General features: G+C 70.2%; 11 protein-coding genes. 6 read left to right on the forward strand and 5 right to left on the reverse strand.

All coding sequences use genetic code 11. The features are described from left to right. Positions 1–547: 547 nt before the first annotated feature. Positions 548–982, reverse strand: coding sequence for a fosfomycin resistance glutathione transferase (locus WME85_RS01350; protein ID WP_437834512.1), 435 nt, complete (start codon positions 980–982; stop codon positions 548–550). Positions 983–1,102: 120 nt separating this feature from the next. After that, entirely contained in the window at positions 1,103–1,681 is a 579-nt protein-coding gene (locus WME85_RS01355) for a hypothetical protein (protein ID WP_437834515.1), read from the reverse strand. 419 nt (positions 1,682–2,100) lie between these two features. On the opposite strand from WME85_RS01355, the gene WME85_RS01360 reads away from it, so the two are divergent. The 6 genes from WME85_RS01360 (at position 2,101) to WME85_RS01385 (ending at position 5,674) form a co-directional block, all read left to right on the forward strand. After that, entirely contained in the window at positions 2,101–2,646 is a 546-nt protein-coding gene (locus WME85_RS01360; RefSeq protein ID WP_437834518.1) for a DUF417 family protein, read from the forward strand. 102 nt (positions 2,647–2,748) lie between these two features. Further along, the gene (locus WME85_RS01365) at positions 2,749–3,384 is read left to right on the forward strand and encodes an RNA polymerase sigma factor (protein ID WP_437834521.1); all 636 of its coding nucleotides are present in this window, start codon (positions 2,749–2,751) and stop codon (positions 3,382–3,384) included. A 19-nt stretch (positions 3,385–3,403) separates the two neighbouring features. Next, on the forward strand, positions 3,404–3,628 hold the full coding sequence (locus WME85_RS01370; RefSeq protein WP_437834524.1) for a hypothetical protein: 225 nt from the start codon (positions 3,404–3,406) through the stop codon (positions 3,626–3,628). A gap of 8 nt (positions 3,629–3,636) precedes the next feature. Continuing rightward, positions 3,637–4,017, forward strand: a complete 381-nt coding sequence (locus tag WME85_RS01375) for a DUF6188 family protein (protein ID WP_437834527.1) — start codon at positions 3,637–3,639, stop codon at positions 4,015–4,017. 356 nt (positions 4,018–4,373) lie between these two features. Next, entirely contained in the window at positions 4,374–4,790 is a 417-nt protein-coding gene (locus tag WME85_RS01380; RefSeq protein ID WP_437834530.1) for a peptidase inhibitor family I36 protein, read from the forward strand. Between the two features lie 218 nt (positions 4,791–5,008). Continuing rightward, positions 5,009–5,674 (forward strand): hypothetical protein, encoded by a 666-nt coding sequence (locus tag WME85_RS01385; RefSeq protein WP_437834533.1) that lies wholly within the window; start codon positions 5,009–5,011, stop codon positions 5,672–5,674. Between the two features lie 50 nt (positions 5,675–5,724). On the opposite strand, the gene WME85_RS01390 is transcribed toward WME85_RS01385, so the two are convergent. The 3 genes from WME85_RS01390 to WME85_RS01400 all read right to left on the reverse strand — a co-directional run bounded on the left by WME85_RS01390 (position 5,725) and on the right by WME85_RS01400 (position 14,784). Next, complete coding sequence (locus WME85_RS01390) at positions 5,725–6,924, reverse strand: glycosyltransferase (protein ID WP_437834536.1); 1,200 nt, start codon at positions 6,922–6,924, stop codon at positions 5,725–5,727. 188 nt (positions 6,925–7,112) lie between these two features. Further along, positions 7,113–8,978, reverse strand: a complete 1,866-nt coding sequence (locus WME85_RS01395) for a response regulator (RefSeq protein ID WP_437834539.1) — start codon at positions 8,976–8,978, stop codon at positions 7,113–7,115. A 16-nt stretch (positions 8,979–8,994) separates the two neighbouring features. Continuing rightward, the gene (locus WME85_RS01400; RefSeq protein ID WP_437834542.1) at positions 8,995–14,784 is read right to left on the reverse strand and encodes an AAA family ATPase; all 5,790 of its coding nucleotides are present in this window, start codon (positions 14,782–14,784) and stop codon (positions 8,995–8,997) included. Positions 14,785–15,100: the final 316 nt, after the last annotated feature.

The following is a 15,100-nucleotide window of genomic DNA, read 5'->3' on the forward strand; positions in this document are numbered from 1 at the left end:
GGCCGGCACCGACACGGGTTCACGACGCCGCGACTCGACAGCGCCGAGCTGAGAAACATATCAGAACCTGTCCAGTCCGGCACACGTCACGGATCGATCGCGAACACTTTTGTGCTCCAACGACGCACTCGTTCATCCAATTTATCTACCATCGCTGCGCTTTTTGAACCTCGACGGCAATCGCGCGCGGCGCCGGACAGGATCGCAATAGTAAGATGCTTTAACTAACTGGCATTCACGCGCTCGCTGCGCGCGAAACCTGGCCTGCGTGCGGCACCTCGGGCCCAGGCTGTGAAAGGGCGCTTCGCCGGGGCACAGAGGAGGCAGAGTTTTCCAGGGGTGGTCGACAGGACGAGGGGGCCATGCCACGCCGGGCAGCGCCCCGCCTCCTCACCTCGACCACTGAGACAGCAGATATCCGTAGAACCGCTCGAGATCCACCTGGGGTAGTCATCGATGCCGCCGTCGTGATCCATGAGGACGTGTGTCCGTGTCATGGAGAGCTCCTTGTGAGGCGGAGGGTTCTGAGAGGGCGCCGGGCGCACCTTCACCGCGCCGGCCTCTCGCCCTCTCCGTCGTCGAAGATCTCCATCCCTTCGTAGGGCTTCTCGCGGCAGGACGCGAGGCGCGTCCGGAGGTCGCCGACGTGGATCTCGAGCTTGTGTCCGTCCGGGTCCTCGAAGTAGAGCGACGCGCCCTCGGAGCGGTTCTCCTTCCAGACCCGGGCTCCGCTCAGGCGAATGGCCTCTTGCAGGGAGGCGAAGCCCTGTGCATCGACCGAGAACGCGAGGTGCGAGTCGTCGACCTGCCGAGCGGCGCGCGCGTCCAGCTCCAGGCAGATCCAGAGCGTCCCCAGCTCCAGATACGCGCCCCTGGCCCACCGCGCTCGCTGCTTTCCGCCGAGCACCTGGACGTAGAAATGCACGGCGCGGTCGAGGTCTCGAACCGCGAGGGTCACGTGGTTGACGCCGCCGATCGCCATGACTCCGGCAGCATAGGCGATAATGGGCGAGTTCGGGGGGCAGGCGGGACGCCGAGGGGGGACGGCGCGACGCCCGGAGCGGTCCCCGCTACCCCTGAGAGGACGCGTGCCCCGCGCGGCTCAGCCCGGGGGCTGCTGCAGGTGGTGCAGGTGGTGCTCCTCGCCGTTCAAGGTGAGCACCGCCATGAACCCCGCGCGCGCGAGCTCCTTCTCGAACCTGAACTCGTGCGTTCCCGGGGTGACGGAGGTGTCGACGACGCGCGCGACCTCCGGCTCCAGGGCCGAGCCGGGGTAGCTGTAGATGTCGAGGCGCAGCGCGCAGGGGCGCTCGATCGTCGCGCGCGCGACGGCCGCGTCATCGCCCTCCGTCACCGAGAAGGCGCTCCCGAGCTCTCTCTCGACCGAAGATCGCCTGAGCGCCCGGGCGATCTGCTGGCCGGCGATCGGGGCGTACACGTCCAGCACCATCACGTCCTTGTTCTGCTCCTTGAAGCGCGCGTGCAGGCGCGCCCGGGTGACGGCGTCCACGCCGCCGCCAAGGGTGATGAGGTCGAACTCGCCGGCGTGGAACTCCGCGTCAGGCGACGCGCTCAGCGTGCCGACAGCCGAGTGTCCCTGCTCGTTCAGCGCTGCCACGCTCCGCTGGAGGATATCGGCCCTCTTGCCGATGACCAGGATCCTTTTCGCTCTCGATGCCATGCTGTCTCCTCCCTCGCGAGCCGCCGACGTCCCCTGTCGCTCCGGTCACGCGGATCATCTGCCGCTACCTTTCATGGTCCGTGGTGCACCGCGCTCGCCTCGCCGGCGGGGGGGGCGCCCGGAGAGCAAGGTGCAGCAGCGCCTCCTGCACGCTGGACTTCTCGCCAACGTATTGGAAGAAATCTGCTCGTTTGTTGCGCGCGCCGTGCGCTCCTGCGCGGGTCGGCTGGGGGGCGCAGCGTCACCGGGCGCTGGCCGGGCACGGCCGAAGGGCGTCGCGAGGTCGAGCGGACGGCCGCGACCGGGCAGATCCGGCACCAAGAATCCGGCTGCTTCACTTCGGGGGTAAGAGCCGAGGGCCTGGCGGCGTCTGATGGACGCGGCGTGGGTGCCGCTCTCAACCTGTCGAGGAGGCCAGCATGAACGGTATACATTCCACGGCCGCTGCGCCGTTGCCGCGAGCTCTCGGTGCTCTCGCTTCCGTCCGACGAGCGGCGATCGACGCCTGGCTCGGCCGTGCGGCCCTGGTGACGCTGCGGTACGGGCTCATCCTGATCCTGGTGTTTTACGGTGCCTTCAAGTTCACGGAGGCCGAGGCCCGCGCCATCGAACCGTTGATCGCGCCGAGCCCGCTGCTCGGCTGGACCTATGCGTTCATGGGTGTGCAAGCGGTCTCCAGCGTGATAGGCGTGACTGAGCTCCTCATCGCGTCGTTGATCGCGCTGCGGCCATGGTCGGCCAGCGCCTGCGCGATCGGCAGTCTGGCGGCGGTGCCGACATTTGTCATGACGTTGAGCTTTCTGTTCACCACGCCGGGCATCTGGGTGGACGTGCCGGGATTTGCGCTGCGCGTGCCGAACGAGCTCGGCGCCTTCGTGCTCAAGGATGTGTTCTTGCTCGGCGCAGCCCTGCTCAGCGCTGCCGAAGCCTTCGCCGCGTCTCGGCCGGCGCGAGCTGCATCCTGAGTGCCGGCGGCGAGCCAACCGGACCGGCGTGGCGCGCGAGCCACGCCAGGCGAAAAGGCGAAAGGCCAGGTCGCGATCGGCTAACCTCACCCCGGAGAGCGCATGACTGCTGTCGAAAGAACTGACGCCGCGTGGCTGCTCGATCTGCGGGATCCAGGGCCGCGGGGGGCGCTGGCCCAGCGCGAGCTGCGCGAGCTCATCGTGCGGGCGCTGCACCGGGGGCTCGCGCGGCGGCCGGAGGCCAGCGCTCTCATCGAGGACCTTGCGCAGGAGAGCATGCTGCGCATCCTGGCCAAGCTCGATTCATTTCGAGAGGAGAGCCGCTTTTCGACCTGGGCCATCGCGATCGCCTTGCGGGTCTCGTTCAGCGCCTTGCGGCGCCGGCACTGGCGCGACGTGCCGCTCGACGCGCTCACCACCGGGCCCCCGATCGAAGCTCCGGGCGCGTCCGGCATGTCAGAGCCCTTCGAAGGCAGCGCCGCGACACCGGAGCAGGCGATCGCGAGGCGTGAGATCTTGACGCTGTTGCAGCGCTGCGTGGCAGAGACGCTCACCGAGCGGCAGCGTCAGGTCGTGCTGGCCGAGCTGCGGGGGATGCCGCAGGAAGAGATCGCGGTCCAGCTCGGGAGTAATCGCAATGCTATTTACAAACTGTGCCACGACGCACGCCGTAGCCTGCAGCGAGCGCTCGAGCAGGCAGGCTACTCGGCAGAGGCCGTGCGCTGGGCTTTTGGATGATCCGTCGAGGGAAGGTCTCATGCTCTTGAAGCCGTCAGATCTGAGGATGCTCGTGCAGGCCACGCTCGTCACGCGTGAGCAGGAGATCGGCTGCGACACATGTCTCGAACGGGTGGCTGCCTATGCCGAGGTGCATCTGGCGGGGTTGCCCACGCCCGAAGCGCTGCGCCTGGTCGAGGAGCACCTGGCGATCTGCGGCGAGTGCCAGGAGGAGTTCGCGGCCCTCGCCGCGGCGCTGGGGTGATGCCGAGGATGTGTTACACGCTCCCCCTGGCCGGACACGCGCTCCGCGACGTCGAACGGGATTACCGCTTCGACCTCAAGTTTGACGACAGTGCAGAGAGCTCCCTCTTGCTCGATGGCCCCTTCTCCCTCTCTGCTGCGGGCGAGGAAGATGAGTTTGTTCCGCCGCACGCCGAGTGGGTGCGAGACGTCCTGTCGTCCTTGATCGGCGTGCGGATCGAGTTCGCGCGTTACGACAGGAACAGCAACCTTCGAATCAAATTCGTAGATGAACGCGAGCTCTTCGTGCGCGATGGACCGTTCGAGAACTGGCACTACTCGAACAACGCGGGGACCGTGATGCATGGAGGGGTTGGTCATGTCGTTTGTTTCACTCGGACAGCGCGCTGACAGGCGCTCGCCTCGGCTGGCGCGAGAGCGGCCGCGGGCCACCGAACAGCGCGGCGCGCTCGGTGCGGCGCCGGGTCAGGTCCCCTCGAGAATCGCGCCGGGCGTGCCGACCTCGCCCGAGGACGTGTGCCTCGCGTGACGCCCATGCAACGAGCTCGAGGCAGGCGCCACAAGAACTTCCATGTCGGTGAAGCCGCCATCCGGGATGGATGAAAGATTCCAGGGACATGCGAGCCCGCATGGGTCCTCATGTTAAATCATGTTAATAACAGCCGAAGGCCGGGATGCGTGAATGGCCTCCGGTGCTAGGTGCCTCCGCAGTACCTGCCCATGGGTGGGCAGGAGGAGGAAACCCCATGCACTTGCTCCAGCACATTCAGAACCTCCGTCGTTTCACTCCGTCCCGCTCCCTGGGCGTGGGTGCCCTGGTGGGCGTCGGCCTCCTCGCGGGGGCAGGCCTGCTGCTTCCGCAGGTGGCCTCGGCGCAGGAAGACCCCATTCCCTGCCCGTTCGACAACGTGCTCTGCCTCTTCGAGGAGGAGGGCTACGGCGGGGAAATCTTCAACGTCCGGGCGCTGAACCCGCAGGTGGGCACGTGCGTCAACCTTCCGGAGCACGGCTGGGAGGGAAGGGCACACTCCGCATACAACACCAACGGCGTCGGCGCCGCGATCTTCCAGAACGAGAACTGCATCGGCTACCCGTACCCGGTCTCCGGGGAGAGCGGCCTGAGCCCGCTGCCGTTCGTTCCCAAGAGCGTCTACGTCTTCTGACGCGATGATCGGGCGGAAGGCGATGGCCATCGCGGCCATCGCCTGACGCTCCCCGGGGTCACGTCACGGGTCGATGGTGAGGCCGCTCTTCAGGCCCGGCGCCGTCGCGCCGATGCGCGAAGGGTCAGCAAGCGCTATACCAGGAGCAGGCGCGCTGCCAGGCGCAGGCGCCGGCCCCCGGGCCGCCGGGTGGCACCACAGTTGCTCCTGTGAACCCCATGGAGATGAACGTGCCGGTCCTCGATCACCCGTCCCCCAGAGCCACCGCGCAGGCCCCGCAGCGCAGCAGGCTCGCCGTGCTGGCCGCGCTCGTCGCTGTCGCGCTCCTCGGCGCGACCGGATGCGCGGCGGAAGTCCATACCAGGGCCGCCGCGCCTGCGACCGTGACGTACCAGGAGGTCGCAGTGTACGAGGAGCCAGTCGTTCACGTCGCAGCGGCGCCGGTCTACGTCGAGACCTACCCGCGCGTGTACTACCGCGGGACCTACGTCTACTACGTGGACGGCCGCTGGTACTATCCGTCGCGCCACGGCTGGGTCTACTACCGCGACGAGCCGCGCGCGCTGGTCAGCTACCGCGTCGACTTCGACCGGAACCGCGCCCATCACCACGTGCAGCGCGGTCACGTGCACCACGACCACGTGCAGCGCGGTCACGTGCACCACGACCACGTGCGCCGCGAGCGCGTACACCGCGCGCCCGCGGCCCGGCCGGCGACCCCGGCCCGGCCTGCGGTCACGGTCCGGGCGGGGGCGACGGTGAAGGCGGGCGCGACGGTCAGGGCAGGGGCGGCGGCGCGGCCGGCGACCCCTGCCAAGCCGACGAAGAAGCACCGCGTGGAGCACCGGCGGCACCACGGCGAGGAGAGGCGTCACGAGCGCTGACCGCGGCCGCGCGCCCGGCGCCCCCGCGGTTACGCGGGGCGCCCCCGCGCTTACGCGGCGGCCCGCTCGATGAGGTCGGCGGCGACGGCCGGGCCATCCACCGCCACGGCGCTGGCGATCGCTGTCGCGCGAGCGACGACCCCTTGGTCGAGGGCGCCCTTCAATGCGGCAAGGAGGGGCTCCGCGCTCAGCGCTCCACGAGCCACGGACGTCCCGATCCCGAGCGCCCGGACGCGCGAGGCCCAGTAGGGCTGATCGGAGAACATGGGGACGATCACCTGCGGGACGCCCGCGCGCGCCGCGGTCGTGGTCGTCCCCGCCCCGCCGTGGTGCACCACGGCGGCGACCCTCGGGAACAGCGCCTGATGGTTGACGTCGCCGATCGCGATGCAGTCGGCGGCGTCGTCGACCCTGCCGAGCTCGGCCCACCCCTGCGACAGGACGACGCGACGGCCCGCCGCCCGCACGGCCTCGATGACAGTGCGGCCGGTCTGCTGGTCCGCGGGCATGCTGCCGAAGCCGACGTAGACGGGCGGCTCGCCGGCGGCGAGGAACGCTTCCAGCTCGGGTACGAGCGGCGTCTGGTCGGGAAGGAGCCAGGCGCCCGTCTGCGTGACCTGCAGGCCGGGCGTCGCCGGCGGCGGCCCGAGGACCGGATCCGCCGCGAGCCACGCACCCTCGCTCAGGATGTGGCGGAGGACATCGCCGAGCGGACCGAGGCCCAGTCGCGCCCGATTGTCGTTGAGCCGCTCGAGGAGGCGCTCGTTCCAGCTCTGTGATTCGCCCTGCCAGCGCCGGAGGTTGGACTCCGGGTCGCCCCCGGGCTCCCCGCCGGGCGCGTGATCCGGCGACGGCAGGGCCACCGGCGCGTAGACGGCGACCACGGACGGGATGCCCAGCCGCTCCGCGATGGACCTCGCGGCGTACTGGTGTGCTCCGCCGGCCACGATCACGTCGCACCCCTCGGCGGCCGACGCGGTGGCGTCGAACTGGTCTCTCACGAGGTGCGCGACCAGCGCGCGGATCTGGTCCGGCGTCGGTGTGGAGGCCTGCGCAGCGGCGGCCCCGCCGGGTTGACGCATCGCGATCCCGATCGGGGTCGCCGTGAAGCCCAGACCGCTCACCCAGTCGATGAAGTTCGGCGGAACGCACAACCTCACGTCGTGCCCCCGACGCCGCATCTCGACGGCCAGGGCCACTACAGGTTGCACGTCACCGCGCGTCCCCACTCCTGTCAGCAATACCCGCATCGTCTCTCCCTTCCACCACGCGCGCCGCGTGGATGACGGAGGCGACGATGGCACCGCCGGTGCGTTTTTTCATCGTATCAACGCCCGAGTTCCGGTATACATGCTGGAGCGGGAGGCGGGGCGAGGGCGCCTGTGCCACGCATCATCCGTTCAGTCTCTCCACCGGCTGCGGATGTCACCGGTGAGCTTCACTGGAATTCCCGCGGGTTGCCGAGATCATCTGCACGCTGGACCGAGCGCGCTTCCCCTGCGTCGGTCGAAGGCGGAGCAGCGGTCTCCTCGACCACCGGCATCAGAGGCAAGTCGACGATGAACACCGCGCCCCGACCCACACCGGCGCTTTCGGCGCGGACCTCTCCGCCGTGTATTCTCACCAGATCCCGCACGACGGAGAGCCCCACGCCGAGCCCGCTGTGCCAGCGCGTGGTCGAGCTGTCTGCCTGTCGAAACTTGTCGAACACATGGGGAAGGAAATCCGCGCTTATTCCCTCGCCCGTATCGCTGATGCGGAGTTGAGACATCGCCCCCACCTCCTCCAGCGACACAGCCACGCGCCCGCCAGAGGGCGTGAATTTGATGGCGTTGCTCAGTAGATTGCGCACGATCTGCTCCAGGCGGCCGCGATCGCCCCAGATCCTGCCGGTCGTCGAGCTGAGCGACAGCGACATGCAGACGCGCTTCGCCTCCGCGGCTGGGGTCGCAGAGTCGACGACCGCCTGGACGACCGCGGCCATGCTGACCGACTGCGGCTTCAGGTTCACCTTGCCGCAGAGGATGGCGGAGACGTCGAGCAGAGCCTCGACGAGCTCCAGCTCGGCCATGCCGTTGCGCTCGATGACCGCGAGGCCGCGCTGCATCCTGGCCGCGTCCAGGTTGTCCATGCGGAGAAGAATATGCGTCCAGCCGAGGATAGAGGTCAACGGCGTCCGCAGCTCATGGCTGAGCGTGCAGAGGAACTCGTCCTTCAGCCGGTCGGCGGTCTCGGCCCTGGAACGCGCCGCCTGCTCGCTGGCCAGCAGCCTCTCCCGTTCTTCCTCCGCTCGCTTGCGTTCGGTGATGTCCGTGGAGATGGCGCACACAGCATAGGGCTCGCCTTGCGCGTCGAACAGGGGGCACTTGACAGAGATATAGGTGTGCATCCCGTCGTCCTGCGGCAGCACCTCCTCGGTCTCCAGGGGCTCCTGGGCCTCCAGCACCCGCCTGTCAAAAGAGCGGAATGTCTCGGCCTGCTCCGGGGGGAACAGCTCGTGGTCGGTCCGGCCGACGATCGGCTCCGCGGTCGCGTGGAACAGCTGCTTGAAACGGCGGTTGATCAGCAGGTATCGGCCCTGCAGGTCCTTGACGTAGACCATGGCCGTCGAATTGTCGATGATGGCCCGCAGCAGGTCCTGGCTTTCGCGCAATGTCTCCTCGGTCCGCTCACGCTCGCCGATCTCTTGCTTCAGGAGGGCATTGGCCGCGGCAAGCTCGGCCGTGCGCTCCGCCACTCTCCGCTCCAGCTTGTCGTGGGCGCATCGCAGCGCGGCCTCGAGTCGCCCGCGATTCTCGATTTCCCGCCGCAGCTGCACGTTCTGCGCCTCGAGCTCCGCGCGCATCGCGTGCAAGGCCAGGTGCGTCTTGATCCGCGCCAGGACCTCATCGATCTCCAGGGGCTTGATGACGTAATCGACGCCGCCGGCTTCAAACCCGGCCAGCTTGTGCGCCGTCTCCCCCAGCGCGGTCATGAAGATCACCGGAATACCTCTGGTGCGTTCAGACGCTTTCAGGCGCCGGCACGTCTCGAAGCCGTCCATTCCCGCCATCAGTACGTCGAGCAGGATCAGGTCGGGAGAGAGGAGCTCGGCCCGCTCCAGCGCATCTTCACCATCTTGAGCGACCGCCACCCGAAAGCCTCGCTCTTCGAGCTGATCGATGGTCACGGCCACGTTTGTCGGCTCGTCATCGACTATCAGGATGGTATACACGGCGCACCAGCCTCTGGGGTTCTGGTCATCGGAGACCATGACAAACTCGACCGGCGTGAGACGGCCGGAACAGCCTTTTGACACATCCATCCATCAGGGGTATCCATCAGGGGTTTCGCCTGGGCGTGCTCGCCGTTGCCGTCGATCGGGCTGCGCGTTCAGGGGAGCTGCGTGATGCCGTGTCGAGCTGCGCCTGGAGCAGGCCGCGGAGCCGCTTGGTCTGGAAGCTCCGCGCCACCGCCCGTACCTGCCCGATCCACGCGCCGAGCCGCGGGTCTGCCTCTTCGAGCCGAGCGAGCTCGTTCAGCACTAGGGACACGAGCCCCCTGTCTGCCAGCTCGATGAGCCGCGAGAGCTCCTGGGCCGGCGGAGGGGTGAGCATGCCGATCTCCGCGTCGGTCATCGGGGGGGCGGCCACGGCCGCGCCTGGCCCCGCTCGGCGTACCCACTCGAGCTGGAGAGTCGCTCGGAGCAGCTCCAGGAGCGCGCCGGCCTGCACCGGCTTGGGCAAAAAGTCGTCGCATCCCGCGCTCAGGCTCCTCTGCCGATCGGCGCCCGAGGTGCTGGCGGACGAGGCGATGATCGCGGTTCGGGCGAGCTCGGGCCTTTGCCGCAAGCGCCGCGTCACCTCGCGCCCATCCTCGCCTGGCATGACCAGGTCCATCACGATGACGTCCGGCGTGCGCTCGCGGGTCAGCGCGAGCGCACGCTCGCCGCTGCCGGCCTCCAGCAGCTCGAAGCCAAGCGGCTCCAGCAAGTCGCGCAGCAGCGCGCGGTTATCGACGTTGTCGTCCACCACGAGGATCGTGCGGCGCTCGCCCTGATACCCGGTGATCGCCTCCCATGGCAGCCCCGCGCTCGCCTTGACGGCGGGCGCTTCGATCAGGCGGAGCGTCACCGTGAAGACCGTGCCCTGGCCGAGCTGGCTTTGGACCTCGATGCGGCCGCCCATTCGCTCGACGAGCTTCTTCGTGATCGCCAGCCCGAGGCCCGTCCCCTCGGCGTGCCGCTTCTGATCGCCGACCTGCTCGAAGGCATCGAAGATGCGCGACAGGTGCTCGGGGGCGATCCCGGGGCCGGTGTCCTTGACCTGGAAAGACACCGTGCGCCCTTGGTCCTCCGGCGGCTCGAGCACCTCGACGCGCAACGTCACCTCGCCCTGCTCGGTGAACTTGATGGCATTGCCCAGCAGGTTGAGCAGCACCTGCATGAGCCGCTTCTCGTCGACGCGCACCCCCAGCCGCTCGGGGCCTGCACGCTCGTCGGCGAAGGTGAGGCCCTTCTGCTCGGCGCGCACCCGGCAGAGATTGGAGACGGTCCGGACGAGCGTGGGCAGGTCGGCCGCGGTCGGGTGGAGGTCCAGCTTGCCGGCCTCGATCTTGGCCAGATCGAGCACGTCGTCGATGAGGCTGAGCAGGTGCGTGCCGGCCATGCGGATGACGCGGGCCGCGTCGGCGGCCTTGGCGGGCAGGTCGGGCAGCCGGTCGAGCAGCTGCGCATAGCCGAGGATGCCGTTGAGCGGCGTACGCAGCTCGTGGCTCATGCTCGACAGGAACTCGCTCTTGGCGCGGTTGGCGGTGTCGGCCGCCTCCTTGGCGGCCGCGAGCTCGGCGGTCCGCTGCGCCACTTCGCGCGCCAGCCGCTCGCTGTAGGCGGACAGCTCCGTGTACAACGTGGCGTTCTCCACCGCCGTCGCCGCCAGCGCCCCGAGGAGCGTCACCAGCTCGACGCGCGCTTGGGGGAAGGCGTCCTGCACGTGCGGGTGCTCCAGGTACATCACTCCGGAGAGGCGGCCCCGGTGCACCAGCGGCACGGCCAGCACCGAGCTCGGCCGGTGGGCGAGCAGATAGGGGTCCTCGTCGAAGCGGCTGTCGGACGCCGCCTGCCCGAGCACCACCGGCTCCTTGCCGCGCGCGACGTACTGCACCAGCGTCGCCGGCAGCCGCGTCGAGCCGGCGACGGGCTCGTTGAGCGCCAGCTCGACCCGCTGGGGGTTGACGGTGAGCAGGGCGGCGATGGCGAGCTCGCCGCCCTGCACGAGGGCGAGCACGGCGCGCTCGGCGCCGGAGTGCTCGGCGAGCAGGCGGAGCATGCGGCCGACGAGCGAGCCGAGGTTGCGGTCGCCGGAGAGCGCCTGCGCGGCGCGCAGCGCGGAGGCGATGTCCAGGTACGCGTGGAGCGTGCGGTCGGTGATGGTCGCGCTCGTCGGCGCCGGCGCCCCATCCGGCGGCTCGTCCGCCGCGAGCGCCGGGCGGCCCGAGGCCGCGATGCTGTCCGGGTAGCGCCGGGCGAGCTGCGCGGCGGCCGCGCGTGCCCCCCAGCGCAGGTAGGCGTCGTGCGCGGCCGAGAGATAGGCGCGGGCCAGAGCTCGGTGCCCGCGGGCGAGGCGGTGCTCGCCGGCCAGGCGCAGGCCGAGCGCCTCCGTGTTGACCAGGTCATGGTCGCGGGCCTGCTCGATGGCCTGGTCGTACAGCCGCCCGGCCTCCTCGTGCTCTTCCCGGGCGCGAGCGCGGCCCGCCTCCATCAGCAGGCGCCCGGCCTCGAAGCTCTCGGGGCAGCTCTGAGCCCAGAGGGCGAGGCGCGCGCCGTGAAAGGCCAGGCGGTCCAGGAGGAGCGCGCGCCGCTCGGCGGCGGTGGGGAGGGCATGCGCTCCGGCGACACAGAGCGTGAACGTGAGGGCGATGAGCATGGGAGTGCCCCATGAGGCCTGCCAGTCCGGCTCGACGGCGAGGACCGCCTCGACCGCCCACGCGTCAGCGCCGAAATGGAGCCCGGTCCACCCCGCCATGGACATCGTGGCGACCAGGAACACCCTCGCCCTCGCGTCCCGCGCGGGCCGCGCGATCTCCTCGAGCGCCTGCTCGACGGCGTGCGCGGCCTGGGCCTGCGAGAGCGCGGCGACCGAGCGGGCAATGATGTTCCGGAAGTCCATGGCCATCGGGTCGGGGTAGGCCATGCGGTCGAGGTCGCGCGTGACGCGATCGAGGCCATCTCCGGCGATCAGCTGGAACATCGTCCCCTGGATCTCGCTGAAGGCCGCGGAGACGAGCTCGCGCTCCTCGGCCGCGGTGCGCGCCGCGCGCGCGTACAGCTCCCTCATCTTCGGAGCCGGCGTCCAGTACATCGCGGCCACCGTGGAGTTGAAGTGCGCGGTGGCGCGCGCGACGTCGTACTGATCGATGAGCGCCAGCATGGGCTCGTTCAGCCGGCGGCCCAGCGGCAGCTTCCCCAGGAGGTATGCCAGGAGCAAGGCCGTGCACACGCAGCCCGCGAACGAGCTCTTCGTCAGCCCGTACCGCAGCGTCTCCAGCACGAGCATCGGCCAGCAGCACCGGCTCAGCGAGGGCATCCAGAAGGCGGCGCAGGGCCCCAGCACCTCGAGGATCCTGCACCGCAGCGCGTGGGCGCGGTCGGTGCTCATCGGCAGCGCCCTCCAGTCCTCGACGGTCATGCGCTGCAGGGCAGGCTCGATCTCGGTGATGAGCGCCTCGAACAGCGCCTGCTGCTCCTCCGGGGTCCTCGGCAGCGGGCGCCCGAGCCACGCCAGCGCCGAGAGGCCAAGCTCGATGCCCTGCGCGAAGCGGCCGGTGACGTGAAGGAACACGATCAAGAGGCTGGCCACGCGCGCGCGCTCGACCGGGTCCCGCGCTCGCTCGAGGCAGCGCAGAAAGAGCCGCTCCGCTTCGTCCACCTGCGCCGCGAGCCAGCGCGCCTCGGCCATGACCAGGTGCACCTCGAAGGTCGTCTCCGGGGCCTCGGTCCACCCCTCCTCGCCCAGCAGCGACGCGGCCGTCCCGAGGAACGCCGCGGCCTGTGCGTAGGCCGCGCTGGCGTTGGCCCGCTGGCCCGCGCGCAGGTTCTGCTCCGAGAGGTCGCGCTTTTCCTCGGCGTCCGTCAGCCGCTCCGCGGCCAGGTTGCGGTGGTAGAGCGTCGCGAACAGCTCGCCGTCGGCGCACGCGACGCCGTACCGAGCCCGCAGCGCTCGGCCGAGCCACAGGTGCAGCGAGAGCCGCTCCTCTGCCGTGAGCGCCTCGTAGGCGGCCTGCTGCACCCGGTCGTGCACGAAGGCGTAGGCCTCGCACCCCCGCTCGCCCACGTCGACCAGGAGCCCCTCGCGCGCCGCCGCCGCCAGCAGGGCGCTGACCGTCTCCGCCTCCTGCCCCAGCAGGTGCGCGAGCAGCTCCGCGTCGAACCGATCGCCGACGCACGCCGCCGTCTGCAGGGCGCGCTGCAGCTCGGGCGACAGCCGCTGCAGCCTGCGGGTCAGCAGCGCGACGACGTTGTCCGTGATCCCCGCCCGCTCGATCGCCTCTCGCTGCCATTGCCACCGCCCCGTCTCCGCGTCGCGCGAGAGCAGCTTCCGCTCGTGCAAGAGCAGCAGAAACTGCCCGACGAAGAACGGGCTGCCGTCTGTCTTGTCCTTGACCAGCCGAGAGAGCTCCTCCACCTCGGCCTCGGGGCGATCGAGCATGTCCGCCACCATCGCCGCGACCGCCTCCGCGCCGAGCGGCGAGAGCGCGATCTGCCCGGTCACGGCGCCCGGGGCCGCGGAGGCCGAGAGCAGCGCGTTCAACGGGTGCTCTGGGCTCGCCGCCTCGCCCCGGTAGGCCCCCACCACGAGCAGGTGCTGGCCCGCAGGCTCCTTCAGCAGCTCGCCCAGGAGCGCCAGCGACGCGGCATCCGCCCACTGCAGGTCATCGATGAACAGCACCAGCGGGTGCTCGGCCGTGGCCAGCGTCCGGACGAAGCGCAGCACGGTCGTCTGGAAGCGGAGCCTGGCCTCCATCGGCCCGAGCTCGACCAGCGGCTTCGGCTCGCCCAGGATGTGCACCAGCTCGGGCATGAGCTCGACGAGGATCTGCCCGTCCGGCCCCGCGGCGCCCTGGAAAGCCTGCCTCCAGCGCTCCAGCGCCTCGGCCGGGTCCGCCAGCCGCCGCCGCACCACCGAGCGCAGCGCCTGCGCCAGCGCCGCATACGGCGTGCTGCGCTGCAGCTGGTCGAACTTGCCGGCGGCGAAGATCCCCCGCCGCGCGCGCACCTGGCCCTGCAGCGCCTGCACGAGCGCCGACTTGCCCACGCCCGACGGCCCCGCCACCAGCGCCAGCACCGTCGCGCCGCCGCACGCCTGGTCGAACAGCGCCGCGAGCGCGGCGCTCTCGCGCTCGCGACCGAACAGGCGCGAGGGCGCTCGGACCCGTTCGTCCCAGTCGCGCTTCGCCAGCGGAAACGGCGCCACTGTGCCCGTCTCGACCCAGGCCCGCGCCGCCCGCTCCACATCCCAGGCCGCGCCGCTCGCCGTCTGGTAACGGTCCTCGGGGCTCTTGGCCAGCAGCTTGAGCACGATCGCGCTCACGGCCTCGGGGATGTTTCGCTGGGGCGCGCGCTCGTGCGGGGGCACGGGCGCCTGGGCGATGTGCGCGTGGATGAGCTCCAGCGTGTCGGTCGCGTCGAAGGGCAGCGCGCCGGTCAGCATCTGGTAGAGCGTGGCGCCCAGCGCATACAGGTCTGCCCGGGCGTCCGGCGCCCGGTTCATCCGGCCCGTCTGCTCGGGCGCCATGTACGCCAGCGTCCCGGAGACCCCCTCCAGCGGCACCTGCGGGGCGAGCTTGGGCGTCCACCAGGTCGCGAGCCCGACGTCGATCAAGCAGGTGCGCGTCCGCTCGGCGTCGACCAGCACGTTTTGCGGCTTGACATCGCGGTGCAGGAGTCCGCGCCGGTGCGCCTCGCCCAGGCTGCGCGCAAGCGCGGCGCCGAGGCGCAGCGCGACGCCCACCGGCAGCGGGCCCTGGTCGAGCACGCGCGCCAGCGAGGTGTCGCCCCAGGGCTCCTGCACGAGCACCGGCCTCCCAGGCGCGCGCGGGATCGGCGGCTCGTCGCCGGGCACTTTCGCGGTCACTGGCGCGCTGCTCTGGGCCTCGGCCGCTCGCGCGATGCACGTACCCGTCCCCGTGCGCAGGGCCCCCCCCACAACGTACCCCATAGCTGATCCTCGACGATTCGATGGCGCGTGTCACGCGGTATCGCGAATGAGCTCGATCGCACGCGCTGGTCGTCCGCGGCGATACCCTCGCTTTTCAATCCATGTGGAAAGCCCGGCGGGCCCAAGGATTTTGCCAGTTTGCGTGATCGTCGACAGGTCCCTGGGTAGATTCCCCCCCGGCTTGTGCCGAGTGGTGGCCGTCGTCGTCGTGATCGTCGGTGGGAGCGACGCT

The organism is Sorangium sp. So ce1153 (genome assembly GCF_051521595.1).
In the GTDB taxonomy this organism is placed as follows: Bacteria; Myxococcota_A; Polyangia; order Polyangiales; family Polyangiaceae; genus Sorangium.